Source organism: Aquificaceae bacterium, from assembly GCA_037722135.1.
GTDB lineage: Bacteria > Aquificota > Aquificia > Aquificales > Aquificaceae > Pampinifervens > Pampinifervens sericum.
The window spans coordinates 35,706-61,329 of the sequence record JBBKAW010000103.1 but is presented as its reverse complement, the minus strand read 5'-3'; the positions used below and the strand labels follow the sequence as shown (position 1 = coordinate 61,329).

General features: G+C 39.2%; 22 protein-coding genes. 7 read left to right on the top strand and 15 right to left on the bottom strand.

Features of this window, described 5'->3' with window-relative positions:
• Nucleotides 1–2 precede the first annotated feature (2 nt).
• From lpxA to WKI49_07510, 6 genes are all read right to left on the bottom strand, one after another.
• Nucleotides 3–794, bottom strand: coding sequence for an acyl-ACP--UDP-N-acetylglucosamine O-acyltransferase (lpxA, locus tag WKI49_07535; GenBank protein MEJ7622338.1), 792 nt, complete (start codon nucleotides 792–794; stop codon nucleotides 3–5).
• Between the two features lies 1 nt (nucleotide 795).
• A complete protein-coding gene (locus tag WKI49_07530) occupies nucleotides 796–1,461 on the bottom strand; it encodes a nicotinamide-nucleotide amidohydrolase family protein (protein ID MEJ7622337.1) in 666 nt (221 codons plus the stop codon).
• Nucleotides 1,458–3,026 carry a dehydrogenase gene (locus WKI49_07525; protein ID MEJ7622336.1) on the bottom strand — a complete coding sequence of 523 codons (1,569 nt, stop codon included), beginning with the start codon at nucleotides 3,024–3,026 and terminating at the stop codon, nucleotides 1,458–1,460. Before WKI49_07525 ends, WKI49_07530 begins: the two co-directional genes overlap by 4 nt.
• Before the next feature lie 179 nt (nucleotides 3,027–3,205).
• Complete coding sequence (bioF, locus tag WKI49_07520; GenBank protein ID MEJ7622335.1) at nucleotides 3,206–4,321, bottom strand: 8-amino-7-oxononanoate synthase; 1,116 nt, start codon at nucleotides 4,319–4,321, stop codon at nucleotides 3,206–3,208.
• A complete protein-coding gene (locus WKI49_07515) occupies nucleotides 4,302–5,627 on the bottom strand; it encodes a PelD GGDEF domain-containing protein (protein MEJ7622334.1) in 1,326 nt (441 codons plus the stop codon). The genes bioF and WKI49_07515 overlap by 20 nt, the downstream gene beginning before the upstream one ends.
• Nucleotides 5,611–6,114 (bottom strand): hypothetical protein, encoded by a 504-nt coding sequence (locus WKI49_07510; GenBank protein ID MEJ7622333.1) that lies wholly within the window; start codon nucleotides 6,112–6,114, stop codon nucleotides 5,611–5,613. The genes WKI49_07515 and WKI49_07510 overlap by 17 nt, the downstream gene beginning before the upstream one ends.
• Before the next feature lie 102 nt (nucleotides 6,115–6,216).
• Between WKI49_07510 and WKI49_07505 the strand changes: the two genes are divergently transcribed.
• The 6 genes from WKI49_07505 to WKI49_07480 are packed head-to-tail and all read left to right on the top strand — an operon-like array spanning nucleotide 6,217 to nucleotide 16,555.
• Nucleotides 6,217–7,245 carry a hypothetical protein gene (locus WKI49_07505; GenBank protein MEJ7622332.1) on the top strand — a complete coding sequence of 343 codons (1,029 nt, stop codon included), beginning with the start codon at nucleotides 6,217–6,219 and terminating at the stop codon, nucleotides 7,243–7,245.
• A complete protein-coding gene (pelF, locus tag WKI49_07500) occupies nucleotides 7,220–8,731 on the top strand; it encodes a GT4 family glycosyltransferase PelF (protein MEJ7622331.1) in 1,512 nt (503 codons plus the stop codon). The genes WKI49_07505 and pelF overlap by 26 nt, the downstream gene beginning before the upstream one ends.
• Nucleotides 8,719–10,089, top strand: a complete 1,371-nt coding sequence (gene pelG / locus WKI49_07495) for an exopolysaccharide Pel transporter PelG (GenBank protein MEJ7622330.1) — start codon at nucleotides 8,719–8,721, stop codon at nucleotides 10,087–10,089. Before pelF ends, pelG begins: the two co-directional genes overlap by 13 nt.
• Nucleotides 10,055–12,805: an endo alpha-1,4 polygalactosaminidase gene (locus WKI49_07490; protein MEJ7622329.1), complete on the top strand. Its 2,751-nt coding sequence runs from the start codon at nucleotides 10,055–10,057 to the stop codon at nucleotides 12,803–12,805. Before pelG ends, WKI49_07490 begins: the two co-directional genes overlap by 35 nt.
• A 58-nt stretch (nucleotides 12,806–12,863) precedes the next feature.
• Complete coding sequence (locus tag WKI49_07485) at nucleotides 12,864–13,805, top strand: hypothetical protein (protein ID MEJ7622328.1); 942 nt, start codon at nucleotides 12,864–12,866, stop codon at nucleotides 13,803–13,805.
• Entirely contained in the window at nucleotides 13,802–16,555 is a 2,754-nt protein-coding gene (locus WKI49_07480) for a tetratricopeptide repeat protein (GenBank protein ID MEJ7622327.1), read from the top strand. Before WKI49_07485 ends, WKI49_07480 begins: the two co-directional genes overlap by 4 nt.
• Here WKI49_07480 and WKI49_07475 read toward each other — a convergent pair.
• From WKI49_07475 to ccsA, 3 genes are read right to left on the bottom strand one after another with little or no spacing between them, the layout of a single operon-like run.
• Nucleotides 16,552–17,295, bottom strand: a complete 744-nt coding sequence (locus WKI49_07475) for a DsbC family protein (protein ID MEJ7622326.1) — start codon at nucleotides 17,293–17,295, stop codon at nucleotides 16,552–16,554. The two genes, WKI49_07480 and WKI49_07475, sit on opposite strands and share 4 nt — an antisense overlap.
• 21 nt (nucleotides 17,296–17,316) lie before the next feature.
• A complete protein-coding gene (locus WKI49_07470) occupies nucleotides 17,317–17,832 on the bottom strand; it encodes a shikimate kinase (protein ID MEJ7622325.1) in 516 nt (171 codons plus the stop codon).
• Complete coding sequence (ccsA, locus tag WKI49_07465) at nucleotides 17,822–18,580, bottom strand: cytochrome c biogenesis protein CcsA (protein MEJ7622324.1); 759 nt, start codon at nucleotides 18,578–18,580, stop codon at nucleotides 17,822–17,824. The genes WKI49_07470 and ccsA overlap by 11 nt, the downstream gene beginning before the upstream one ends.
• 15 nt (nucleotides 18,581–18,595) lie before the next feature.
• Here ccsA and acpS point away from each other — a divergent pair, with 15 nt between their 5' ends.
• On the top strand, nucleotides 18,596–18,949 hold the full coding sequence (gene acpS, locus WKI49_07460) for a holo-ACP synthase (GenBank protein ID MEJ7622323.1): 354 nt from the start codon (nucleotides 18,596–18,598) through the stop codon (nucleotides 18,947–18,949).
• Here acpS and thiD read toward each other — a convergent pair.
• The 6 genes from thiD to WKI49_07430 are packed head-to-tail and all read right to left on the bottom strand — an operon-like array spanning nucleotide 18,931 to nucleotide 25,619.
• Nucleotides 18,931–19,731: a bifunctional hydroxymethylpyrimidine kinase/phosphomethylpyrimidine kinase gene (thiD, locus tag WKI49_07455; GenBank protein ID MEJ7622322.1), complete on the bottom strand. Its 801-nt coding sequence runs from the start codon at nucleotides 19,729–19,731 to the stop codon at nucleotides 18,931–18,933. The two genes, acpS and thiD, sit on opposite strands and share 19 nt — an antisense overlap.
• Nucleotides 19,731–22,124, bottom strand: coding sequence for an outer membrane protein assembly factor BamA (gene bamA, locus WKI49_07450; GenBank protein MEJ7622321.1), 2,394 nt, complete (start codon nucleotides 22,122–22,124; stop codon nucleotides 19,731–19,733). Before bamA ends, thiD begins: the two co-directional genes overlap by 1 nt.
• Nucleotides 22,048–23,049, bottom strand: a complete 1,002-nt coding sequence (purM, locus tag WKI49_07445) for a phosphoribosylformylglycinamidine cyclo-ligase (protein MEJ7622320.1) — start codon at nucleotides 23,047–23,049, stop codon at nucleotides 22,048–22,050. The genes bamA and purM overlap by 77 nt, the downstream gene beginning before the upstream one ends.
• Nucleotides 23,042–23,599, bottom strand: a complete 558-nt coding sequence (gene thpR, locus WKI49_07440) for an RNA 2',3'-cyclic phosphodiesterase (protein MEJ7622319.1) — start codon at nucleotides 23,597–23,599, stop codon at nucleotides 23,042–23,044. Before thpR ends, purM begins: the two co-directional genes overlap by 8 nt.
• Nucleotides 23,599–24,144 (bottom strand): YcbK family protein, encoded by a 546-nt coding sequence (locus WKI49_07435; protein ID MEJ7622318.1) that lies wholly within the window; start codon nucleotides 24,142–24,144, stop codon nucleotides 23,599–23,601. The genes thpR and WKI49_07435 overlap by 1 nt, the downstream gene beginning before the upstream one ends.
• Complete coding sequence (locus tag WKI49_07430) at nucleotides 24,141–25,619, bottom strand: L,D-transpeptidase family protein (GenBank protein ID MEJ7622317.1); 1,479 nt, start codon at nucleotides 25,617–25,619, stop codon at nucleotides 24,141–24,143. Before WKI49_07430 ends, WKI49_07435 begins: the two co-directional genes overlap by 4 nt.
• Between the last annotated feature and the right edge of the window lie 5 nt (nucleotides 25,620–25,624).

Here is a 25,624-nt window from a genome sequence, read left to right as displayed (position 1 = left end):
TTTTAACCTCTTCCTGCGTCCCTTGCGACGCCTCTTTTTGAAGTCCTTATGAACTCCACCAAGTTTCTAATCTCTTCGTAGTCTCCGTATTCTCTGAGTAGCACACTTATAGCCTCTTCTCTTAACATACCGCTTCTAAAAAGTATTCTGTATGCCTTTTTAAGGACAGTGATTGTTTCTTTAGAAAAACCTTTTCTCTCAAGTCCAATGGTGTTTATACCATAGAGATGTGCATGCTGTCCTGACGCTCTTGTGTAGGGTGGTATATCAAGAGATACTCCAGAAAGACCACCAACCATAGCATAGGCACCCACCCTTGCCCACTGGTGCACTGCGGAAAGCCCCCCTATAAAGGCATACTCTCCAACCTCCACATGCCCTCCAAGGGTGGCACAGTTTGCCATGATAACTCCCCTTCTCACTATGCAGTCATGTGCAACATGAGCATAAGCCATAAGCATAACCCCATCCTCTATCACAGTCTTCATCTTGTCTAAGGCTGTTCCCCTGTGAATGGTGACGTATTCTCTTATTATCACATTGTTTCCCACTATCACCTCACTCTCTTCTCCCGCATATTTTAGATGTTGAGGCTCATCCCCCAAAACAGCCCCGTCATGTATCTTACAGTTCGCACCTATGGAGACCTTTCCCTTTATTGAGACCCTTGCCCCTATTTTTGTCCCATCTCCTATTATTACCTTACCTTCTATAATAGTGTAAGGACCTATCTCCACCTCTTCTCCTAACTCTACCTCACCCTTGATTATGGCTGTTGGATGCACCCTTGGCATTTTAAACCCCCTTTGTAAGATATCGCCTCAGCAATTCAAGAGCCCACTGTGTAGCCATAAAACGATTTTCATTCCTACTTCCCTGAAATATAAACCTTTTTAAGACCACCTCCCTATCTGTAGCAAGAGCTATGTAAGTAAGCCCCGCAGGCTTTTGTTCTGTTCCACCTCCTGGACCAGATATACCGGTTATGGCAATCGCTATATCCGCATCTGTTTCCTCCAGAACCCCTATTGCCATCTGCCTACACACTTCCTCAGAAACCGCACCATGTTTTCTCAAAGCCTCTTCCTCAACTCCGAGCAGTTTAGTCTTAAGCTCGTTAGCATAGACCACAAAGCCACCCAAGAAGTATTGGGAAGAACCCGGCACATTTACAAGTCTTGCAGACAAAAGCCCAGCGGTACAGCTCTCTGCGGTGGCAAGTTTTAGACCCTTTTCCCTTAAAAGCTTCCCTACCACTTCCTCCATACTTTCCTTTCCTATTGCATAAATAAAATCCTTATACCTTTCCACAAAAAGCTTTAGCTCCTCTTCGTCCTCTATAAAAAAGTCAACACCACCAGCCCATTTTACACTTCTATACCCCTCAAGAGCATCTAAGCCTATAGTTCTTACAATAAAACCATTAAAATCAAGATTCTCTTCACATAACCCTACAATCATCCAATAGCCTCGTATCTATGGTAAGGCTTCCTCAGAAAAGCACCAACCCTATGCCCAGGGTCAAAAGGTTGAAACTCTTCATATTCCGATGGTATAAAGATAACACTTTCCGCCACATTTTCTGTATGGATGAGTTCAAAGGAAACCCTCCCTATTTGCACACTATCCTTTAGACCTCTACTTTTTGCAGTACGTGGGTTTATGTAAGCCTTTTGAAATCTTTCCATCTCATGGGTCCAAGGATTCCAATGTCCGAGGTCTTCCACTAAAGTGCTATCCGTATACAAGAAAAGCTCACTCTTTTGGATAGGATAATGCTCCGAAAAGACCCTTGAAGTAATATCTTCCATCTTAAGTTCAACCTCACCCCTTGCCCTCAACTCTTCATAGTATTCAAAGCTCTCCAAACTCACCTCTAATCCAACCGCTTCTCCAAGCACCCTTGCGGGATTGTAAACACCTTCTGTGTCCACTGTCTTTGGCGAGTAGACAAGATAACCAAAACCATGTCTGTAGTTTACAAAGTCCCTCTCCTGGAACAGGCTTAAGGCAAAAAGCATGTCCGAATAGTGGGCGGTAAGGTTTGGAAAGACTTGGAAACTCACTACAAATTTATCCCTGAGGGCTTCCAGATGCTCATCCTTTAAATACCTAAAGAGATTACCTATCACCACAAGGTTTTTGAACTCCTCAAACCTTTCAAAAAACTCCTTCATTGACTTGGCAGGGAAAGGCATAAGGTCTCCCACAAAGCTGTAGTTGACACCAAACTTTCGTCTAAGACCAGCAAGAATAGAAAGTATGGCTTCTCTAAAGGGAGAGTTCAAAAGATGAGCCCCCACAAGGACAAGTGCACCTCTCATAAGAAACAGGCTTCTTTTAACAAACTCTACCCTGCTATCACCCTTTTCAGGCTCAAGAATAGCTTGCAAAAATTCCATCATAGAATCTGGCTTCAAAAGCACTCTATCTTTCGCTTTGGCACAAATAGTCTCATATCTACTGGAAAGACACAAAAGATATGCTCCGCTTTCCACCGCATCTACCACCCACCGCGTTGCCATAACTTCAGAAAAGACAGGTTCCGCATCCACAGAAAGTATGAACTTAGCCCTTTTCCAGTCGGTAGGCTTAAGAGTGGAGGGCATAAAGTCCACAACCGGAGCATCCACAAAAACATCCTCTGAAAGGCTTTTGGCAAGGAGATAATCTTCAAGTCCTGCTTGCCTTCCAAGCAAAAAAGCGGTTTTACCCTTTGATAGTTTCTCCTTCAAGATTTCAAGAGCTTGAGCGTAATCAACAGAGATAAACTCATCTCCCCTCTTCATAAAAATACCTTTTAGTCTCATAGGATTGCTTGTCGCTTCCTGTATATAGGTTATGCCCTTCGTGCAAAAACTTCCCATCCCTCGTGGGTCTGCGGGATGTCCGTATAGGTCTACTATCTTACCTTCCTTTTGGTAAAGTATATACCCACAGGCGCATCCACAGCCTGCACAAAAACCTATCTTTTGGCTGTCAAACTCCTTTACTGTGAGAGGTATCCTTGTAGGCTCAAGGCTCATTGGGTAGAAGATTATACGACATTTTTCGCATTGTTGTCTTGGAATTTTTCTGACAGTTAGTCTTTGTATAACATCGCTATAATATCAAAACTCACCCGATGTGGTGCTTGATGATACAATAAATCTTGTGAGGGAAGTTAGAAGATGGGTATGGGAGGGACCAAAGGGGTGGGAGGGGGTTAAGGCTTTTCAAAGGCTTTAAAGAGCCTTTTAAGGTCATCCCTCGTGTATCTTAAGGTGGCAGTGAGTCTTAGTCTTGCCATACCCTTTGGAACAGTTGGATATCTTATAGCTTGTATAAGTATTCCCTGCTCAAGGAGTTTATCTCTCAAGTCTAATGCTTTGGTTTCTTCGTAAACCATTATAGGTAGAATAGGAGTATGGTGAAAGAACACCTCAAGTCCAAATGTGGAAAGTCTACTGTATATCAACTGGCTTATCTCTCTTAGCTTTTTTACCCTCCAGCTTTCTCGCTGGATAATCTCTATAGCCTTTTTTGCACCAGCACATACCGCAGGAGGAAGAGATGTAGAAAATATCAAACTCCTTGCCTTGTTTACCAGATAATCACATAAAACCTTAGAACCACATACAAAGGCACCATATGAGCCTATCGCCTTTGATAGAGTGCCCATAACCACTATATACTCTTCCCAAGACTCTCCAAACTCTTCAAGACCACCTTTCCCAGAAGGTCCAAGGACACCCGTTGCATGGGCTTCATCAAGATAGAGCATGCAGTCAAATGCTTCCGCATACCTTTTTAGTGTCCTAATATCCGCAATATCGCCATCCATGCTAAAAACTGTATCCGTAACTATAAGGCATCTCCTATAGTCTTTCCTATAACTGCTGAGAAGCTCCTCAAGATGCTGGTAGTTTCTGTGCTTATATACGAGCACCTTAGCTTTAGAAAGCCTACAGGCATCTATGATGCTGGCATGGTTAAACTCATCGCTCAATAAAAGGTCCCCTTCTCCCACAAGGGTAGGTATAGTGCCAAGGTTAGCAAGATAACCAGAACCAAAAAGAACACAGCAAGGTGTAGACTTAAACTCGGATAGTTTGTCTTCAAGCTCTTTATGATACTTTGTATATCCAGACACAAGTGCGGAAGCACCAGACCCAAGTCCATAACTTCTAAGAACCCTTGCACTCTCCTCAATTACCTCAGGATGGTCTTTCAGTGCAAGGTAGTCATTGGAGCAAAAATCTAAAAGACCTTCTTTTAAAAAGCGTGTACGATACAAATTATTAAGCTTTATATCTTCAAGACTATGCTCTATCCACCACATTAACTGAATTAAACAGAAATTCCTCTATTTCCATGAGAAGTGTATTCACTTCCTTAATTTCGTATATGTTGTGATGAATACCAAGCTGACCAAAACTGGCAGATTTAAAATCCTGCAAAACTCCTTCAAATCTTCTTAGGAAGCCATATGCACCTGCTTGATTCGTAAAGGGTAAAAGCACCATTATTCCTAAATTTTCACATCTATCTACTAAATCCAAACTCCTTACCGTAAATAATAGATAATATATGGACTCGTCCCACTTTTTAGGTTTAAAAACTACTATGCTTGAATCTATATTGTATTTTTCTTTCAAGTATGCACACTTTACAATTTCTCTAAGCATATCAAGGCTTATCCAACCAAAACGCGAATGCAAGTCACTTAGGCTACTAAAGTTGTGGTAGCTAAACAATATGTAATCCAAAATAGCATTAATAGACAATATATTGTCAACATTTAAATTAAAAAAAGGCATTCTTTCTATAACAAAAAGATAATAATTTCCGCCTTCCATAGGTAAAGGTATAGCACACAGATATTTACTTGTGGATTCTGGCAATAAATCACTTACATAAGTGGTCTCTCCTTTTTCCAAAGCCTTCTGTATTAAGCTATCTTTAGGATTTAGCTCTTCCATACCCCCTAACTTTACCACATTTTCAAATTTATTTCCATTTATCTTAAAAAGCCCACCCTTTTCTATTGTATAAATACTACCAATAAATTGCACCGCTCTCTTTAGAAGTTCTTCCAAACTAATACCTTTAAGCATATCCCTTCGCAACTCTTCTATAAAACCTCTTATACTTATAGGCCTAGCTATGTAATAGCTTTCTAATCTATCATGTGAAAGCTTTGTTAGATACAAAGCTCTTCCAACATCCCTTAATCTATCCTCTATATATTCTGCCTTTTCCAGTAAACTTTTTATTTTTCTATTCCAATAGAAATGAAACTCAGAAAGCACTAAAAGGTATAGAAAAATGTATAGCAAGTGTAAAGTATCAAGCTTTCCGTAAATAAGGTATTTAACTGTAGCAAATATTATCATGTATACTGAGCCTATTAAGAATCCATAAAACAAGGTTAGCACTACCAAAGGTAGCGTATGGATTACTATAGAAAAGCTGCTATTTACAAATAAGGGATCTTCTTTGTTAAAAAGGAAGCCTAAAAGGTAAATGAAACCAACAAAAAGTAAAACTTCTGCTAAAGCTAACTTTACATTTATTTCTGTCTTACCATCTAATAAATCTTTGTCAACTCTAAACCTGTTTTTGAGTAAGTTACCTACTGAAAACATCTGTGGTAGGAATTATTCTGTTTAATATACTTTGTGCCAAAGTAGATACAGATTGAAAATACCAACCACTCCTTGATGCGGTTGCTACATAAACCCATTTATCCTCTTTTAAAGAAAATATTCTCAGAGTTATACTTACCGCAGGCTCTCCGTCTATTCCCGCCTTGTATCTAAATTCGTTCACTGAGCCTGTTATAACATAGTCTATATTTTTATCCTTAAGAGTGTTAATTATATTCATAATATCTTCCTGTGTATATTCCTTTTGTTCATAAGTTATAACCCTCTTAACATTATACCCCTTTGAAGAAGCAACACCTTCTGCAATAGAGGCAACCCTTAGTCCCGCCAAAGGCGTCTCTGTGTTATTTTCAAAGGGTATGACCGCAAAGGTTGGTCCCTTTTCTAAACCTCTTTGTACATTCTCCACCATTGATGAGCAAGAGAGAAGCACCAAACTGACTATTACTAAAATCACTTTTTTCATGTTTACCTCCCGTCATTAATTATACTGGAGAGAAACACTGAACTGATATGACTAAAATCACATTTTTTATTTTCTACCGCCTGTTGTAGAATAATACATATAATGATGGTACGAAAAGGAATTTATTACTCCCTTTTTCTTGAAATAGCTGCTATAGCAAACCTTATATTTCTAAAAAGTGCATATCAGCTATTTTTATTGATTTTTCTTCATTTTATTGCATGCTTTTCAATTGTAAATGTATTGATACATCTATTACCAGAGAGGTATAAGAAAGATAAAAAGAGAATTGCGGGAGCATTTATATCGCTTACTCTAATTGGTTTCTTCTTATTTGTGGTAGGTTATGTTTTATTAGTTGTAGCAGTTTTTTACCTTCTAAGATATCAAAAAAACATTACAGAAGATAACATAAAGAGCTTTTCATTGTATGAACTTTTAGCTGACAGAGTGCCACCAAAGGTTAATCTTTTCGGCGAAACACCTTTATACTCTATCATATTTGATAATGTTCCAAGAAGTAGGTTAGAGCTTATACATCTTGTCATGGCTGAGGTAAAAAATCCAAAATTAATTGAGGTCGTTTCAAAGTTGATAAGTCGTAGAGATGAAGAATTAAGACTCTCCATAACGTCTTTATACTACAAGCTTGAAAATAGCATACAAGAAAGAATAAAGCATCTACTTGAAAGGTTAGAATCAAGTAAGGAAGATAAAGCTTATTTATTTTTTGAACTCTCACAGAGCTATTACGACCTCGTCTACTACAAGCTTGTAGATAAGGAATTAGAAATTGTTACACTACAAAAAGCTGAAGAGTATATATACAAAGCTATGAACATAAAGGATGCACCAGAGTTTTACATACTTCTTGGAAAGATATATATAGCGAAAAAGGAATACTCAAAGGCTATAGAGACTTTAAATAAGGTGAGCCTATATAAATATGTAAATCCAGTTAAGTATGTTCCCTATATAGCGGAGGCATACTTTGGAAGCGGAAATATTTCTGAAGTTAGAAATGTAATACAAAAATACTCAGATAGCTTAAGGTATACTATAAATCCTAATCTAATATATGTTATAGACTTTTGGGTGAGGAAAAATGGAGCTAATTCTAAACAAGGATAAACCACAGGTATTGCTAATAGCAGAGGGAACTTACCCATATATAAGGGGTGGAGTTTCCACTTGGATAGATGACCTCATAAGGGGTATGGAGGAGATTAAATTTGGAGTAGTATTTTTAGGTAGTAGACGAGAAGATTACGAAGGCATAAGGTATAACCTTCCTGAAAATCTTGTATATCTTTCCGCATTCTATCTCTTTGAGGAAAAGGAAAAACCAAAACCGCGCTATATAGAAGGTGATAAGGAAGCTTTCACCATAATTGAAAAACTTCATAAATTGCTCAAGGATGATAAATCTGAAGCTATAATAAACCTAATAGATGAAAACTTTTTTACAAACGAGGTTAAATATGAAGATTTTTTGTATTCTAAAAGGGCATGGGAGCACATAGTAAATATGTATTCAAAGTACGGAGCTACTGAACCCTTCGTAGACTACTTTTGGAATGTGCGAAATCTACATACACCTCTATGGGTAGTTGCACAAATAGCTAAGGAGGTAGGTGATTTTGACTTAGTTCACAGTCCTTCTACGGGGTATGCAGGTTTTTTATCCGCTCTCTTAAAGAGGTCCAGAAAAAAACCCTTTATATTAACCGAGCATGGTATATACACAAGAGAAAGAAAAATAGACCTTATGAACGCCCCCTGGTTATCGGATGAAAAGCTCCTACTATATAAAGGCTCTGTTGGGCTTTCTGCGATGAAGAGAGTTTGGACCAGGTTCTTTATACACTTAGGAAAAGTAGCCTATGCGGAGGCAGATATCATCATATCTCTTTTTAATGGAGCTCGCGAAATCCAGATATCTTACGGTGCGGACCCAGAAAAGTGCATAGTGATTCCAAACGGTGTGAATGTAAACAAGCTCCTTGAAGCATATAAACGTAGACCACCACATATTCCAAAAGTTGTAGCCCTTATTGGAAGGGTGGTTCCCATAAAGGACATAAAAACCTTTATAAAAGCTATGAAGCTCTTGGTTGAAAAAATCCCTGAGGCAGAAGGATGGGTAGTAGGTCCTACGGATGAAGACCCAGAGTATTACGCGGAGTGTCTATATCTTGTGAAGGTGTTGGGTCTTGAGGAAAAGGTGAAATTCTTAGGTTTCCAAAGGGTAGAAGATATTCTACCTAAAGTAGGACTCCTTACGCTTACTTCTATAAGCGAAGGCATGCCCTATACGGTTCTTGAAGGTTTTGCAGGAGGAGTTCCATGTGTTGCTACTGACGTAGGTTCTTGTAGGCAACTCATATACGGTGGGTTAAATGAAGAAGATATAAAACTTGGTAAAGCGGGAGAAGTGGTATCAGTAAAAGATGCCAATGGATTAGCGGAAAGTTATGCAAAACTCTTAACTGATGAAAGTCTGTGGAAAAGTTGCCAAAAAACAGCATTAGAAAGAGTTAAAAGATTTTATTCAAGAGAGGCTTTCTTAGAAAACTACAGGAAGCTTTATAGCGGGTTTCTATCATGGCAGGCATAGCTTTTGAACTTAAGAAGATATTAAGGAGAAGAAGCATAACTTCTATATTTACCGCTTTTGGATATTCTCTTGCCTTGAGCTCGGGTCCATACATTATAACTATAACCTCTCTACTTCTTGTAAATTTCATTGGAAGCTACTTTGTTAAAGATTCAACTCAACTCACCCAGTTTCAAGTGGTGATAACTTACATAATAGCCTTCAGCCTTATCCTTAGTGGTTTCACCAATTTATACCTAATAAGATTTCTTGCGGATATGATTTTTGCAAAAAGGTATGATGCTATTATCCCCAATCTTATGTCTGCTATAATATTAAACGCTTCAGCAGGTTTTATACTATCTCTTATATTTAGCCTATTGGCTCTTGCACCTTATACGAGTTATATTTTTGCTTTCTTGTTTACTTTATGTTTTACTCTTTTTATGTGTATATGGACATTAAACACCATTCTTACTGGCTTTAAAAGCTACAAATATATTCTTTTTTCCTATGCATTTAGCTACAGCATATTTCTTATAACATCCCTTTACTTTATAAAATACGGTCTGACTGGTCTTATGTTTACTTTTACCCTTTCTAATTCAATTCTGTTTTTTATGCTTTTTGCGTATACTATTAGAAACTACTATTCGGATAGGCTACTGTCCTTTGAATTCATAAAAGAGGACAAATATAGAAGCCTTATATTAACAGGCTTTTTCTACAATTTAGGTATATGGGCGGACAAACTGGTGTTTTGGTTTCATCCCTATACCAGCACAGAAGCTCTTGGTCCTTTGAGCTACTCCATTGTCTATGATATTCCTATATTTTTAGCCTATCTTTCTATAGCTCCTGGTATATCCGCTATGTTTCTCAAGATTGAGTGGGAGTTTGCAGAACATTACGATAAATATTATGATGCAGTGAGAGGTGGAGCTCTGTTAGATAAGATATATTTGTATGGAGATGAACTTATTAGCTCCGCAAGAGGTGTGTTGTTAGATACCTTCAGAATACAGGCTATTTTCAGCGTATTTATTATCATAATGCAGGAACAACTTTTTACTTTGTTTAGACTGCCGAAGGTATACATACCTCTCTTTGACATCCTTCTTCTTGGAACCTCCTTACAAGTGGTTTTACTTAGCCTCATTGCTCTCATGTTTTATTTTGATAGACTAACTTATGCACTGATAACAACCTTTGTGTATGCGGTTAGTAATTCAGGTCTAAGCTTGCTCAGTATATACTTAGGACCTTATTTTTATGGATATGGCTTTGCAGTAGCAACTATGTTGAGTATAATTATTGGAGTAATACTACTGAGGAGGTTTCTCCATGATATTCATTATTATACTTTTATGCATATTTAGTTTTAGAGCATTTGCAAAAGATATGTCTGTTGGCTTCATGATTTATGGAGACCCTATACCGGAGGAAGCTCTTTATGTATTTGATTGGCTCGTAGTAGACCCAGACAGTGAACATACAAAAAAGGTTATGACTACCTTCTATCTTAAAAACAGAAAAGCAAAGCTCATAGCTTACGTAAGCGTTGGAGAGGCTGAACCTTATAGGGAATACTATAAGGAAATACCCAAGGAATGGATTCTTGGAAAGAATGAAGTATGGAATTCTTACGTGGTGGATATAAGGAAAGAGGAATATATAAAGTTTCTTTTGGATAGAGTTTTTCCACGCTTAGAGGCATTTGACGGATTTTTCTTAGATACTCTTGATAGTCATCAACTTTTCCTGAAAAATCCCCAAGACCTTCAAAAAGCTCGAGAAAACCTAACAAAGTTGGTAAAGAGTATTAGGAATAAATATCCTGATAAATTAATACTACTCAATAGAGGCTTTGAGATAATGGAAGATGTTAAAGGATATGCGGACGCTATAGTGGCAGAGTCCCTTTTTTATGGCATTAGTTATGACAAGAAAAAGATATACAAAAAGATGAAGCCAGAGGATACAGAATGGCTCTTGTCTAAGCTAAAAACCGCAAAGGAACTTGGATACAAGGTTATAGTTATAGATTACGTAGACCCAAAGAATAAAAAACTACAGATTGAAGTGGCAAAGCAGATATACGAGCTTGGTTTTATACCCTACGTTTCTGATAAATATTTAAGAACTCTTGGGATATCCACATACAAGCTGAAACCAAGAAGAATACTTATGCTATACAACAGTAAACTCTACAAGGACCCTTCTTTCACTGTGGTAAACAGACTTATACAACCTTGGTTGGAGTATATAGGATACGTGCCAGTTATAATGGAAGTAAAGCAAGCTCTCTCAGATGATAGGTTGAACTACCATATGGCTGATATATATGCAGGAATAGTTGTAGATGTTGCAACATATGATGAAGGGGAGAAGCTTTTTAAGTGGTTAGTAGATAAACGAAAAGAGGGATTAAAGATATTCTTTTTAAACACCTTTGGATTTCCTGAAGAAAGTAGATTTCTAAACACCTTTGCGCTTAGAAAGGTAGGTGCTTTGAGAGCTGGACAGAGGTATGAAATAGTAGAAAGTTCCTTTGAGTTTTTTGAAGCTAAACCTCTTTTAGAAAATATACCCATGATAGTTCCCGAGAGAGCCAATTATTACATAAAAGTAAAGGCTGGGAATAAAATATTCTACCCTCTTGCTATAACTGACTGGGGAGGTTATGCCCTTACAGGTTCATTTATAAGCGTATCCGATGAATTTCGTTTGTTTGTAGTTGAGCCGGTAAAATTCCTTAGCAGGATTTTTGAACCTATGCCTCTTATTCCAGACACTACTACAGAAAATGGTAGAAGACTGCTGATAGTGCATATAGACGGGGATGCCTTTTTTGGCAATGCGGATTTTAATCCTTCAAGAAACGTAGCAGAAGTGATAAGAGATGAGATAATCAAACGCTATCCTATACCTCATACTGTTTCCATAATTGAAGGCGAGATAGCTCCATATGGTCTATACCCGGAAAAATCCGAAAGGCTTGAGACAATAGCAAGGTCTATATTTGCCTTAGATAACGTGGAAATAGCATCCCATACCTTTTCCCACCCATTTATATGGCAAGAATTAGAGTCTTATGAAGTTGAAGGCGGAGAAATTAATCCAAATGTTCAATATAACCTTCCCATAAAGGGCTATAATTTTGACCTGCGTAGAGAAATTTTCGGGTCCATAGAATACATAAATACAAGGCTTGCACCTGAAGGTAAGAGAGTAAAGGTATTTCTTTGGTCTGGTGATACGAACCCATCCGAGAGAGCCATAAGGATGACCTACGAAGCTGGTGTGTATAATGTAAACGGTGGTTATACGTGGATAAACAGAAAGGAACCTTTCTGGATGTATATAGGTCCTATGGGTGTCAATAAGGGAGAATACTTTCAGATATATGCTCCTATAATGAATGAAAACATATATACAAGGTTATGGACAGACTACTACGGCTTTGTAAGGGTTATAGACACTTTTGAACTTACAGAAAGACCTTATAGGCTTAAACCATTGAATATATACTACCACATGTATTCTGGACAAAAAATAGCTTCTTTGGAAGCTTTAAAAAGGGTCTATGAATGGGCTCTTGCTCAAAGTCCAAATCCTATTTATCTTTCCGAATACGCTCAAAAAGTTCTTGAGTATAGAAACTTTGCACTACTTGAGGATATAAGGGATAACTCAATGCTTCTGCGTGGTGGTGGAACTTTAAGAACATTAAGGGTAGATTTCTTAACGCATATTGATACTGATAGAAGTAAAGGTGTGGTAGGTTATAGGCATATCAACAATTCCACTTACATAAATTTGGACTCCTCAGGTGAATACAAAATTGTCTTTAGCGAAGAAAAACCAAGGTTTAATCTCATAGAGGCTAATGGCAGGGTGTTGAACTTCCAAAAAGGGGAAAAGGGTTATATTTTACAACTTCAAGCTAACGTGCCCTTGGAGTTTACGATAGAAAGCCAATGTCAACTGCGTTTTGAGCCCAAGCCTGAGAACATAAATGTCAAAGCACAAATTACAACAGTTCGGTATAAGGAGAACAAAAATGCAAGAATTGAAGCTTACTGTAAAAAGTAAGTTTTTTAGTATTAAGGAAATTATTATATACATCTTGATTTTCACTGGAGTTAGTGTAATGCTGTTTCCTAAAGGAAAATTGGAAGAATACAGCCTAACTCAAGAGAAAAGCAACATCGCACTATACGTTATATACATTAGGAACTTGTTGAAAATCAAAGATGACGATATAATACGCTTACACTTAGTAGGAAGCCTTACTCAAGCAGGAGAGTTTCAAGAAGCGGAGTTAGAGGCACAAAAACTTTTGAATACAAGATATAGAGATAAGGCTTATATGGCGTTATACAGAATAGAAAAGGCGAAATTCTTTGCAAAAAAGGGTGGAGACGTGCAAAAAATGCAGACTTATCTTTTGGAAGCTATCAAGTCTACGAATGAAAAGGAGTTATTAATAGAAATAAATAGAGAAGCCATTAGTATGAACCTACCATTCGTAGTTATGGTATCTGCAGAAAAACTCTATCAAATTACAGGGAACGTAGAATGGTTGAAGCAAGCCTATCGCTATGCCATAGCACTTATGGATGTGGAAAAAGCCCTTTTATATGCTTCTGAACTATACAGAAAGGATGTATCTAACAGAAGGAATTATGTTAATGATGCGGTATATATAGTAAAAAACAATAAGGAAGCGAGAAACACTCTACAAAAGGTAAGTGGTAAGTTAGATAAGAGCTTTTATGCAGAATTAACAAAGGGTTTGTTAACTACTCCCCAACCAGGTTTAGCCTTAGATATAGGAATAAAAGAGTATGAGAAACTCTTTTTGCAAGCAAGGAGTTATAAGGATAGAAAGGTGTTATTCACAAAGATTGTTCAGATGTACTTGTGGAAGGAAGATTACGATGGTTTGAAGAAGTTCATAAGAATGCACTATATGGAGTTTGCTAAGGATGAAGAGGTTTTAAAGCTTGTTCTTAAGTCTGCTCTTGCTACTGGTGACCCCTTCTTTGCCAGAGAAATTGCGGAAGGTATAAAGAAGGAGGTATTGAAATGACCAAGAGGTTGCTTATGTTTACGATTACAAGTATTTTGTTTATTGGCTCAGCTTTTTCTTTAGAAAGACCCAGAGCAAAATATCCAAGCCAAGAAGCACTTAGATTACTTCTTTCTACTTTCTTAGGAGCTAACGACCTTCAGAATGCTTTTGAGGTAGCAAAAAGGGGGGTAGAAATCTATTCGAATGACCCATACTGGTGGGAGTGGTATGGTAGACTGGCTTCTTGGCTCGGGAAAACAGAGGAAGTTATGGAAGCAAACCTAAAACTAATAGAATTAAGACCTGTAAGAGAAAGAATATTAGAAACATTCAAATTAGCACTTTCTATAAATCGCTACGACCTTGTGGTAAATCTTATCAGAAAGTATCCATGGTTAGTAGAGAACCTAAAGCCCGAAGAAGTTTATTTTATATTCATCAGTGCAGGTAAAGAAGAAGAATTTATAAAGCTTGCGGAAGAGCTTTACAGAAAGAAGAAAAAGGATGAATACCTTTATTATATCGCATTAGCGCAGTTTAGATATGGGAAATATAAACAGGCGAGGGAATACATGGAAAAATTAGAAGCCATTAGACCATTGAAGTTGGAAGAAGTTATACTCTACTCAGAGATCGTATTGTCTGAAAGAAAGCAAAAAGAAGCTTATGAGCTTTTAAAGAGATACTTTGGGAAGATTGAAAGCGATAAGGAAGACCTTTATATCCTATATTTAAGAAGACTTTCTGCACTTGCATGGATTAATCAAGACATAGAAACTTCTGCAAAGGCTTCTGAGGTGCTTCATAAGATGGGCAAAGCAAGCAAAGATGATTACATAAGGCTTTATACCTATTATTCCTTAAAGAAGAATTATACGAAAGCTATAGAGTATGCATCTATAGGCTATAGAAAGAGTAGGGATGAATATCTATTTACACTTTGGGTAGAAGGTCTTAGTGCTTTGGGTGATTGGAAAGGTATAGTTGATGCATATAGAGAATATGATAGGGAAAAGCTCTTGGCTAATTCCTATCTTACCGCCATTTATACAAGAGCTCTGTATATGTTGGGTAGAAGGCAAGAAGCAAGGCAGATTATATTGCATTCCTTGAAGGCTAAACCTTCTTTAAGTTTACTTTCTAACGCCATATATATTGCAGTCGGTTTCCATGATAGAGAGCTTATAGATTACCTTATTAGGAACTTCTCATCTGAAGAAAGAATGCTTCCAAAGGAATTTGCCCTTCTATACATGTCAAGACAAGAGGGGTATAAGGCTAAGAGGCTTTTAGACCAAATCAAGGAAAAGGACAGAGAAGAGCTTCTCTTATACTCCTACGCACTCAATCTTATGGGAAGGACTGAAGAGGCGAACATGATAAGACATACTTTGGTTAGAGATGTTTTAAAGGATGGAAAAATGCCGAGGGACCCTGATGAACTTAGAATTACCTTAATGAGTGGTGTGGGTATACTTCCATCATACTATATGCAGGACTTGTTAGCTAAAGCAAGGGAGGAGTTGAGACCTGAAATTTGGTTAAACATATACCTTTCGCATCTTTTTGTAAACAACTTTTATGAAGAGATTGAATATCTAAAGAATATAAAGAAAGCTAAACTTGAGCCCTGGATGGAGTTAAACCTTGCACTTAGGAACAACGATAGGGAGCGCATAAACCAGCTTTTAGAGGAGATGGCTGATATATTGCCCTATAGAGATGTGGTGGAATCCTATAGAAGACTTGGTCAATATAGGAAGGCTGTAGAACATGCCCAACAGAGCCTTGAAAAGAACCCGGAGGATGCCTTAGTATACGAACAGCTAAGACAGTTAGTTGACTACTATGTGAGCCAGATACGAATTGGAGCTTCTCAAAGGAATGTGAATAAAACCGGTTATTTGCTATACAACCTACACTTAATGTATGCGCTAACGGATAAGTGGTATATACTGCTTAACAGAGAAGGCGGTTTCTTGATGTATAACAGCAATCCAGCACTTGCAAACCTTCCCTCTTCCTTCGTATACAACAGTGTTGCATTAAGGATTAATGTGAACAATGGCTATTATGAAATTGGAACGGTTTTAGGTAAAGGCATTAAGGACTTTGCGGGTGTAGAAGCAAAGGCTTCTAAAAGGTTACATACCGTAGATAATGTAACTACTTCCGTATACTACAATAAACCTGCAAGTGAAACCTTCATAATGAGCCTAAGTGCTGTTAAAGATGGTGTTTCCATAAACGCTTTTAAATCGCTTTCTCCTCGTATAGGATTAAGCTCAACCTTTGAATACAATAGATTTAAATCACAAGACATGAAAGAGATAGGTCAAGGTTTTAACCTTTATCTTGAAACGTTTTATAAGTTAAGGGTTGCTTATCCAGATTACACTTTTAGGTTTTATACTGCTTTTGCGGATTATGAAGAGAAAAATAACAAAAGCAATAGATTGCTAAGATTGTATAGTTTTGAAAATCCAAGAGTTCTTCCAGCGGATAGTTTTACGGTAGGCATAGGCTTGCGGTTTGGATTAGATAGCAAGGAGATGTTGAGTAGACCCCTGTCTCCTTTCCTTGACTCTGAAGTCTTTTACAATACTTTCAGCGGTTTAGGGTATGGACTTTCTGTAGGTTTGGGTGGAAGGCTTATAGGAAAAGATACACTATTCTTAGGCATTAGACGCTCATCCAATTATGGAAATACCAAGGCTACTTATTGGGAACCCTTCCTACAGTACAGGTTGTTGCTACCCTCCGATTAATTTATGAGCTTATTAAGGTCCTCCTCTGTGGGAAGTCCTGAGTGCACCCTTCCGTTCATACCTATAAAAGTAGGTGTGCCATTTATACCCAGCTTTTCCATCAGCTCAAGGTTCGCTTCAACTGCCCTTTTGCCCTCTTCACATTGATTTTGAGAAATGTAGCCCTCCGCATATTCCTTAAAGCCTTTTTTGTCACATATCACTGAAACTGCTTTAATGAAGGCTTCTGGATGTATTGGAAGGGGGAAGAAGATAAGTCTTATCTGGACATTATTTTTCTTTGCCCACTCTTCTACTATTGGGTTGCTCCTCTTACAGAAGGGGCAATCTGGGTCTGTTATAAAGTATATGTATTTTTCACCCTCTCCATGTCTTACATTTACGTGTTTTTCTAACTCTTTAAGTTGCTCTGCGGATACCTTCATAAACTCCTGCTGTCTGTCTCTGGTTATATTCTTTTTGTCCTTTACGCTTATTAAGTTTCCTGCAAGCAAGTATTCACCTTTACTGTCCATGTAGAAAACCAAAGGCTGTATGCCAACTTTGATAACCACTTCACAAAGACCGTCTATGTTTTGAAGCGGGGATACAGCTTCAACGCTAAAATCTTGAGGTATAAAATCTTTCACAGAGGTTTTAACCTGTTCCTTTGTAGGGCACTTAGCAGAACTCTGCCCGCAAGCATTAAGAGAGAATAACGCCACTACAAAAGCTGAGAGGAAACCTACTCTTTTCAACATAACACCTCCTTTAAGGTTCAATTATAAAGTAAAAGGATAGCTTTTGCAAGCACGAGTTATTTCCTCTGCAAGTGTAGATGGGTATAACGACCCATCAAGTTCAAGGTGTGCTTTGGCATAAATCCTGGACCTGCTTTCAAATAGTTTAAGGAGTTCTTCCTTGCTCTTTCTCAAAAGTGGTCTTGATGGGTCTTTTCCACATCTTTCTAAAAAGGTTTCAAAGTCTATCCTTAGCCAAACGATAAGACCTGAAGTTTTCATTAACTCCATAGCCTTAGGATTGCTACCTAAACCACCTCCCGTGCTTATTACAAGCCCTTCATCTTTTACCAAATCCATGAGAACCTCTAACTCACGCCTTCTAAAATAGTCTTCTCCTTTGGTTTCAAATATCTCAGGTATACTCATCTTTTCTATCCTTTCAACTTCCTTGTCTACGTCCACAAACCGCCAGCCTAACATGTCCGCAAGAAGTCTACCCACGGTGCTCTTTCCACTACACATAAAACCTACGAGAAATATTCTTTTACAGCTCATGTCTAACAAAGATTATGTTAAGCATGGTAAAAACCATCCCAAGTATGACCGCATAAGATAGGGTTTTGGGCTTTATCCTCTTGAGGAGGTTGAGGTGAACAACTATCGCATAGTATGTCCATAGGTATAGCACAAAGACAAGCTTTGGGTCACTTACCCAATGTTTTCCAAAAAAGCTCCTGCTCCACAAACTCCCAAAAATGAGGGTAAGGGTAAGGAAGAGAAAGCTTAGGTTCATAGAAAGCCTTTCCGCTCCTCTGAGAAGGCTAAGGGGCATAAAAAAGCCTGTTATGTTTTTTTGTTTTAATCTTGTTTCAAGGATAAGTTTTAGTATGGATGAAAAGCCTCCCAAGAAAGCAAAGGTGTAAGAAGCAAGGGCGGAGGTTATATGAAGGGAATACAGAGGACTTCTGTAGGGTGAGGGTTCTGCGGGCATAGCCAAAAGGGTTGAAAGTATTCCAAATATTGCAAAAAAAGCGGAAAACTTCCAAAGATACTCGTATTTGAAAGATAGGATTATGAGAATGCCTAAGATGACGTTTCCTAAGAGGGAATAAAAGCCATAAGTGTCTGCGAAGGGAAAACTGCCAACCTTGAAGGACAAACTGCTTATGTGAAGCATGTAAAATATGAGTGCGGAAGAGAGAAAAAGACGAGTAAACTCCTTAACCCTATCCACGAAATAGGAAATCAGGGAAAATACAAAGGCAACAAAGTAAAATACTATGCTAAGAGTAAGCAAGAACATGTAAGATAGTTTATCATGGTAGGCATAGACATAGTAAGCAATCAGAGGATAAAGTCCGCAATAGAAAGGTTTGGAGAGAGGTTTCTAAAACGCGTTTATACGGAAGAGGAGCTAAGATACTGTATGGGTCAGCGGAGCTTTTATGAATGCCTTTCTGCGCGTTGGGCTTGCAAAGAGGCGGTGCTAAAAGCTTTTTATCAGGTTTACGGTGTAATGCTCAAGTTTTCGGAAATAGAAGTCTATGGCGATAGAGGGAAGCCTGCAAGGGTGAGAATACTAAGAGAGGGCTATGAAGATGTAAAAGTCCTTGTTTCCCTATCCCATGAGAGGGAATTCTCCGTGGCGGTTGCTTATGTTTTAAAGGAGTAGAAGGGCCACATGTGATTGAGGGGTCCATGTCCTCTGCCAAGGGGTAGGGAATTCTCTATGGCTTTTTGAATATATTCCTTTGCCATACGCACAGAGTCTATGAGACTGTATCCCTTTGCCAGATAGGAGGTTATAGCAGAAGAGAAGGTGCATCCAGTGCCATGGGTGTTTTTTGTGTTTATAAACTCTCCCTTTAAGTATTCAAAGACCTTACCGTCATAGAACACATCCACAGACTCCTTACCCTCCATATGTCCGCCCTTTACCACAACTGCGGATGGACCATAAGAAAGTATCTTTTTGCAAGCCTTTTCCATATCCTCAAGGTTTCTTATTTTAAAACCACACAACTCCTCAGCCTCTGGAATGTTTGGAGTTACCAAAAGTGCAAGAGGAAGGATTTCTCTTATAAGCGTTTCTCTTGCGGATTGTTTTAAAAGAGGGTCTCCAGACTTTGCCCTCATTACAGGGTCTACCACGAGCTTTTCAATCCTTGTATCCTTTATAGCCTTTGCCACTGCCCTTATTATATCTTCGTTGGAGAGCATGCCAGTTTTGCAGGCATCCACGCCTATGTCCTCTACCACAACCCTTATTTGGTCATATACCACCCTTGGTGGAAGGTCCACAACTTCATAAACTCCCACTGTGTTTTGGACGGTTATGGAAGTTATAGCACTCATCCCATATACGCCCAGCACAGTAAAGGTCTTTAGGTCTGCTTGTATTCCAGCACCGCCACCGCTATCAGAGCCTGCTATAGTTAAAGCCCTTGGCACCATTAGAAGAAAAATCCTAACACAAAATGTATTCTGCTCCTTGACGTATCACCTGGCACCTTTTTCGTTTTAAAAGCCCAGTCTAACTTTATGGGAGCAATGGGTGTTACAAACCTTATACCAACACCAAAGCCACCCTTCAGGTTCTGGGTCTTTAACTCACTCCAATCGTTAAAGCCAAGACCAGTGTCATAAAAGAGTGCACCGTATAGTATGTTTTTATAGATTGGGTAGTTTGCTTCCGCAGATAATATAAGTTGTCTTTTTGCACCGATAGGGTCTTGTGTGTTAGGGTCAAGAGGACCTGCATAACCGTACTTATAACCTCTTACCGTAAAATCTCCTCCTACGAAAAACCTTTCATCCAATGGCACTCTTTTACCACCGTAGGGTTCAACAAAACCAAAAGAGCCTTTGAGAGACAGTATAAGACCAGTGTCTAACCAACTATCCTTGAAAAAGGTTTGATGAGATAGAGTTATCTTATTAAACCTCTCGTTTCCACCTAACACGGGCACAGCCACCGAATAACCCAGTTCTGTGAGAGAGCCACTTGAAGGGAATAGATAGTTATCCCTCGTATCCCTTGTCAAACCAAAGATAAACTTTCTTGATTGCCTCGTTCCCGCCTCTTCTTTTATAAGGACTGATGCATCAGGAGAGATATCCTTATACCTAACCCTTTGAAGGCTAATTCCTGCACTTGCCCTCCAAAACTCTGCAAACTCCTTTGAGAATATAAAGTCTACACCAGTTCTCTCCACTGTATAGGTGGTGTACTCTATCCTTCTGTCATAGACAGAACCAGTAAGGTCTATAGGCTGGTTGAGAAACCATTTTCTTGTATAAGAAAGAGAATTGTCCTTGTATTTGCTTCCGTATGATATAGATATGCCTGCTATATCACCTGTTCCGAGGAAGTTACCCTTACGCAAAGAGACGAAGCCGGAAACACCAGTTACTTGATTATAGCCAAGACCTATGGAAAACTGTCCCGTGAACCTCTCTCTTACTCTTGCGGAAAAGTCCCAGTTATTACCAAAGGTTGGAAATGGGTCTATAGAAACATCTTGATAGTATCCAAGGTTAAAAATCCTTGTCCTTGAACGGTCTATTTCTCTTTGGTTTGCCAGCTCACCCTCTTGGAATCTTAGCTCTCTTCTTATAACATAGTCCCTTGTTTCGTAGTTGCCTTGGACCTCTATCCTGTTTACGTAGACAGGTTCACCCTCATCCACTTTCAAACTTACACTTACCTTTTTGTTTTCCCTGTCCACCGATTCCTTTTCTTCCACAAGGACACCAAGAAAACCTATCTCTGAGTATTTCCTCCTTATGTTTTCCTTTATCCTGTCTATTACTTCTTTTCTGTAGTAGCCTCCTCTGTTTTTCTTAAGCAGGTCTCCCACCAGTTCAGAGTATGCGTATAAATTGTTTCCTTCTATCCTTAAGTCAGATAGTTTGTATCTTGGTCCTTCTTGTATTTTTATGTCTATTTCGTATCTGTTTCCTTCCTTTCTTATTGAATAGTCCACTTCTACTTCAAGAAAACCCTCTGAGCGGTAAAAATCTCTTATCTTCCTTATGTCTTCTTTTAATATATCCTCGCTAAAGGGTGGCTTTAGCCTAAGAGAAGGGAGACTAACTGGCTTTGTTTCCATAAGCCCAAGTAGCTTACCTCTACTAAAGGTTTTGTTTCCAGTGAAGTTTATGGTCCTTACATACTCTGGTTCTCCTTCCACTATTTTGTAAACCACTTTTGATGCTCCCTTCTTTGGGACAAGTTCATAGCTTACTTGGACGTTGGGATAGCCCTCCTTCATGTAGGCTTCTATTATCCTCCTCTTTATAAACTCTAACTCTTCACGGGTGAGCACCCTTCCGAGCCTAAGCCTTCTTTGTATTTCCAGTCTTTCCTCTATGGCAGGTGCTGATGTAAATCCTTTTATTAGCTCCTCTGGTTCTATTTTACCCACCTCCGTCTCTATGCCTATTTTCCTTTCCAGCTCATCAGACTTTATCTTTCTGTTGCCCACAAACTCTATTTTGTATATAACAGGCAGGTCTTTTATCCTGTATACAAGCACCACATCCTCACCAATTCTTTCTTCATAAACCTCCACCTTATCAAAGAAGCCTGTTCTATACATACGCCTTATACTTTCCCTAACCATATCTGGGCTATAAAGACTGCCCCGTCTTATGTTTATTAGCCCAAGTATTACATCCTCTGGCACATACTCTGCTCCTTCCACTCTTATCTCCCTCACCACCTGTGCAAGGGAAAAGCTCGCCAATGTAAGAAGCGGGAGTATAATTCTAAACGATAGCCACATGCTTTTTACCCTCCTCAATAAATCCACAGACAAAGGCAGAAGGAACTGCCTTAAGGACATAAGGCACGTCCTCTTTCCCAACTACTACCATAAAACCCACGCCCATGTTAAAGGTTCTAAACATCTCCTCTTCCTGTATTTTTCCTAAATCCCTTATCCAGTCAAAAAGGGGATTTTTGGGAATTTTCTCCTTCTCCACCACCGCCCTTAGACCTTCTGGAAGTATTCTAACAAGGTTTCCCGGTATGCCACCACCTGTTATATGAGCCATTCCTTTTATCCTTATACCAGAAGACCTTAAACTTTGCACCTCTTGGAGATATATCTTAGTGGGCTCTAAAAGCACTTCCCAAACCTCTCTACCTTCAAACTTGTCCTTATAACTTATGCGGTTGTCTTCTAACACCTTTCTTATAAGGCTGTATCCGTTGCTATGAAACCCGCTTGAGGGAAAGCCTATTATAATATCTCCTGCTTCTATGCTTTCACCAGTAATGAGCTCCTCCTCCTCGCACACGCCAAGACAGAAACCTGCAAGGTCATACACTCCCTCTGGATAAAAGTCTGGCATCTCTGCGGTCTCTCCACCCACAAGTGGCACTTCCGCAAGCTTGCAACCTTCCACTATACCATCCATAACTTCCTTCATAACCTTTAGGTCTATCTTGCCTGTTGCTATATAGTCAAGGAAAGCTATAGGTTTTGCACCAGTGGTCAAAAGGTCGTTTACGTTCATAGCAACAAGGTCTATACCTACCGTGTTGTGAACACCTACCGCCTGAGCCACTTTTAGCTTTGTGCCTACACCGTCGGTCGTAAGCATAAGAACAGGGTTTTTGTAACCTTTGAGCTTTATACCGCTGGCAAAGGAGCCAAAGAGCAGTGCTTGATGAGGCAAGGTCTTTATTTTTTCCCTTATATAGTCCACAAAGGCTTCAGCCCTCTCTATGCTTACGCCAGCCCTTTCATAAGTCCACTTACCCATGGAAATAAAACTCCTCTATAACAGTGTATATGGGTCCTACAGAGGTTAGAGAACTTTTTATGAGTATAACCCTATCAACGAGGTCTTCTCCAAAAGTGGTATTTTCATATTGACGCATAAGGTCCTTCAAGCCTCTTTTGTCAAATTCCTTTATTCTGCATATGGTCACATGTGGGTAAAAGGGTTTACCTTCATCCCTTATACCTACCTGTCTATTGGCTCTTACTATATTTCTTGCAAGCTCTATGAGCTGTCTATGACCCTCTGATACACCTATCCAAAGAACCCGAGCTCTATCAAGGCTTGGAAAAACTCCCAAACCTCTATACTTCACCCTTATGGGCTTATTAGATTGTGCTATATCCTGAAGAGTTTTCAAAAGATCTGTGAGCCTTTCTTGTTGCAAATCCCCTATAAACTGAAAGGTCATATGAAAGTTCTGTGGTTCTACCCACTTTCCCTTTATAAATTTCTCGCTTTGTGTTCGTATTTTCTCCACCGCTTCCTGTATCTTCTTAGTGGTAAAAAAACCCACAAAAACCCTTATCATTACCAATACCTAAAAGGTCCAGTATCAAGGTGCACAAAGCCAGACCTCGGATAGTATCCTACTCCACCAGCCCTTAAACTAATCGCAAGGTCTCTTAACTGACTTAGGCTCATGCCCTGCAACCTTATATCTATTGCCTTTCCACGTGTATGGTAGCTATCTCTGGCAACACCTCCTTTTACTCTGCTGAGGTAAGCATTGGTAGAGGGAGACCTATATCCGGATATTACTTCCACCTTTTCCCTTCCAGATAGCTTGGTTATGAGATATAAAAGGTCAAGAAGCCCCACATCTATTGGAGCAACCTCTCCGCTTCTGTAGTCTCTCAAAAGCCAGTTTATCTCCCTAAGGGAGCTTTCTATATACTCTCCGTCTATCCAGTAAACGGTCCTGAGGCTTTCACCAGTGTTCAAAGAATAAAGGTCAAGGTATCTTGCTCCCTCCGAGATACCTTTAATCTCAAAGACCGAAGCATAAGATAAAGAGCCCGTCATAAGCAGGCATCCTATATACCCCATTGATTTTAAGAGCTCTCTCCTTGTCATCTCCTACCTCCAATCCTAAAGAGTGCACGAGACAAAATTGTATCATATCCATACAGGTCTTCTCTAAAATGAAGCACGCCGTTTCTTTCAAAGGCGGTAAAGTAGAGTATGTATATAGGAACTGGTGGGTTGACCCTTAGAGTTTGAGTTTGTCCGCTTTTTATGAGATTTTCTAACTTTTTGTCGTTCCAACCCTCTCCCAACAGGCTTATAGCTAACTGTCTTGCCTTCTCCACCCTTATACATCCAGAGCTAAAGGCTCTTTTAGTGTGGTTGAAAAGATGTCTTTCTGGTGTATCGTGTAGGTAAACCGCAAAGGGGTTAGGGAAGTTAAACTTTATAACGCCAAGTGCGTTCCTTCTTCCGGGTTCTTGAACAAGCCTAAAGGGAAAGTTCCTTTCGTTATACTGACTCCAGTCCACCTGCAGTGGGTCTATCTCCTCCTCTCCAAGGAATACTCTAAAGCCTTTCCTTTTAAGATACTCTGGGTTTCTCTTTACCTTTGGAAGTATATCCTTGGTTGCTATGCTTACAGGCACATACCACCTTGGGTTTACTGTAATGCTTTCTATCCTGCTGTAGAGCATGGGTGTGGGTCTAAAGTCTTTTACATAATTCCTACCTACTATCACTCTTGAATAAAGCTTTACAGAGCCACCTTCTATAAGAAAAAGCTCAAAAGAAGGCACGTTTACTACAACAGCCTTCTTAAATTCCTCTGGTAGCCAGCGGTGTTTTTCAAGGTTTAGGTATATTTGTCTAAGCCTATCTCTTGGACTTACGTTCAACTCCGCAAGGGTCTTTTGGTCTATAACTCCACTTTCTGGCAAACCGTGTCTTCTTTGGAAGTTTTTTACTGCTTGGAGCAGTGCATCATCAAAACTCTCAGATGGATTATACTCCTGCAGGTCTCCCAAAAGAAAGAGCCTAAACCTTATTTCATCAATACACGGACTTTTATCTCCATAGCGTAGAGGCTTTGCGACCCTTATAGCTCTCCATTCAAAATTGGACAAGTCATGGTAAAACTTAGCCTGCTCCACCAAAAACCAATAGTCCTTACTTTTGGGAGCAAGCTCAGAGAAGAAGTCCTCAAGCCTCCCCTCCTTTATGAGGCTTGCAAGGACCTTAAGGACTCTGTCTGGTTTAGTAGGTAGGTTTAATTGCCTGTATACTTCCGAAGGTCTTACTCTTCCATAGTAGAGTTGATAGGCAAGGTTAATAAGGGTCTCTGTGGTAGCGAGTTCTGGATTGGCACTGTTTGTAAGTTTATAGTCTTCGGGAGCAAGCCCGTGATGGATGGCTAAGGAGAATATTTCTTCAAGTTTCTTTAAGTTCTCTGTTGGCTCACCGCCACAATACCATATGCAATCTGTGTTGAGAAGTTTATAGAGTTGTTGAGCTTTTGTTCTTCTATCGTAGGCAAAAAGACCATCTACTAAAAAAATAATAAGAAAAAGGGAAACGACCGCCATTGGCG

What these genes read in the sequence shown, in the direction of transcription:
- WKI49_07530 (MEJ7622337.1), bottom strand. Translation starts at nt 1,461, where the DNA reads ATGATTGTAGGGTTATGTGAAGAGAATCTTGATTTTAATGGTTTTATT.
- WKI49_07515 (MEJ7622334.1), bottom strand. Translation starts at nt 5,627, where the DNA reads ATGTTTTCAGTAGGTAACTTACTCAAAAACAGGTTTAGAGTTGACAAA.
- thpR (MEJ7622319.1), bottom strand. Translation starts at nt 23,599, where the DNA reads ATGATAAGGGTTTTTGTGGGTTTTTTTACCACTAAGAAGATACAGGAA.
- pelF (MEJ7622331.1), top strand. Translation starts at nt 7,220, where the DNA reads ATGGAGCTAATTCTAAACAAGGATAAACCACAGGTATTGCTAATAGCA.
- purM (MEJ7622320.1), bottom strand. Translation starts at nt 23,049, where the DNA reads ATGGGTAAGTGGACTTATGAAAGGGCTGGCGTAAGCATAGAGAGGGCT.
- bamA (MEJ7622321.1), bottom strand. Translation starts at nt 22,124, where the DNA reads ATGTCCTTAAGGCAGTTCCTTCTGCCTTTGTCTGTGGATTTATTGAGG.
- WKI49_07525 (MEJ7622336.1), bottom strand. Translation starts at nt 3,026, where the DNA reads ATGAGCCTTGAGCCTACAAGGATACCTCTCACAGTAAAGGAGTTTGAC.
- WKI49_07490 (MEJ7622329.1), top strand. Translation starts at nt 10,055, where the DNA reads ATGATATTCATTATTATACTTTTATGCATATTTAGTTTTAGAGCATTT.
- acpS (MEJ7622323.1), top strand. Translation starts at nt 18,596, where the DNA reads ATGGTAGGCATAGACATAGTAAGCAATCAGAGGATAAAGTCCGCAATA.
- WKI49_07510 (MEJ7622333.1), bottom strand. Translation starts at nt 6,114, where the DNA reads ATGAAAAAAGTGATTTTAGTAATAGTCAGTTTGGTGCTTCTCTCTTGC.
- WKI49_07435 (MEJ7622318.1), bottom strand. Translation starts at nt 24,144, where the DNA reads ATGACAAGGAGAGAGCTCTTAAAATCAATGGGGTATATAGGATGCCTG.
- WKI49_07430 (MEJ7622317.1), bottom strand. Translation starts at nt 25,619, where the DNA reads ATGGCGGTCGTTTCCCTTTTTCTTATTATTTTTTTAGTAGATGGTCTT.
- bioF (MEJ7622335.1), bottom strand. Translation starts at nt 4,321, where the DNA reads ATGTGGTGGATAGAGCATAGTCTTGAAGATATAAAGCTTAATAATTTG.
- thiD (MEJ7622322.1), bottom strand. Translation starts at nt 19,731, where the DNA reads ATGGTGCCAAGGGCTTTAACTATAGCAGGCTCTGATAGCGGTGGCGGT.
- pelG (MEJ7622330.1), top strand. Translation starts at nt 8,719, where the DNA reads ATGGCAGGCATAGCTTTTGAACTTAAGAAGATATTAAGGAGAAGAAGC.
- WKI49_07480 (MEJ7622327.1), top strand. Translation starts at nt 13,802, where the DNA reads ATGACCAAGAGGTTGCTTATGTTTACGATTACAAGTATTTTGTTTATT.
- WKI49_07505 (MEJ7622332.1), top strand. Translation starts at nt 6,217, where the DNA reads ATGATGGTACGAAAAGGAATTTATTACTCCCTTTTTCTTGAAATAGCT.
- ccsA (MEJ7622324.1), bottom strand. Translation starts at nt 18,580, where the DNA reads ATGTTCTTGCTTACTCTTAGCATAGTATTTTACTTTGTTGCCTTTGTA.
- WKI49_07470 (MEJ7622325.1), bottom strand. Translation starts at nt 17,832, where the DNA reads ATGAGCTGTAAAAGAATATTTCTCGTAGGTTTTATGTGTAGTGGAAAG.
- WKI49_07485 (MEJ7622328.1), top strand. Translation starts at nt 12,864, where the DNA reads ATGCTGTTTCCTAAAGGAAAATTGGAAGAATACAGCCTAACTCAAGAG.
- WKI49_07475 (MEJ7622326.1), bottom strand. Translation starts at nt 17,295, where the DNA reads ATGTTGAAAAGAGTAGGTTTCCTCTCAGCTTTTGTAGTGGCGTTATTC.
- lpxA (MEJ7622338.1), bottom strand. Translation starts at nt 794, where the DNA reads ATGCCAAGGGTGCATCCAACAGCCATAATCAAGGGTGAGGTAGAGTTA.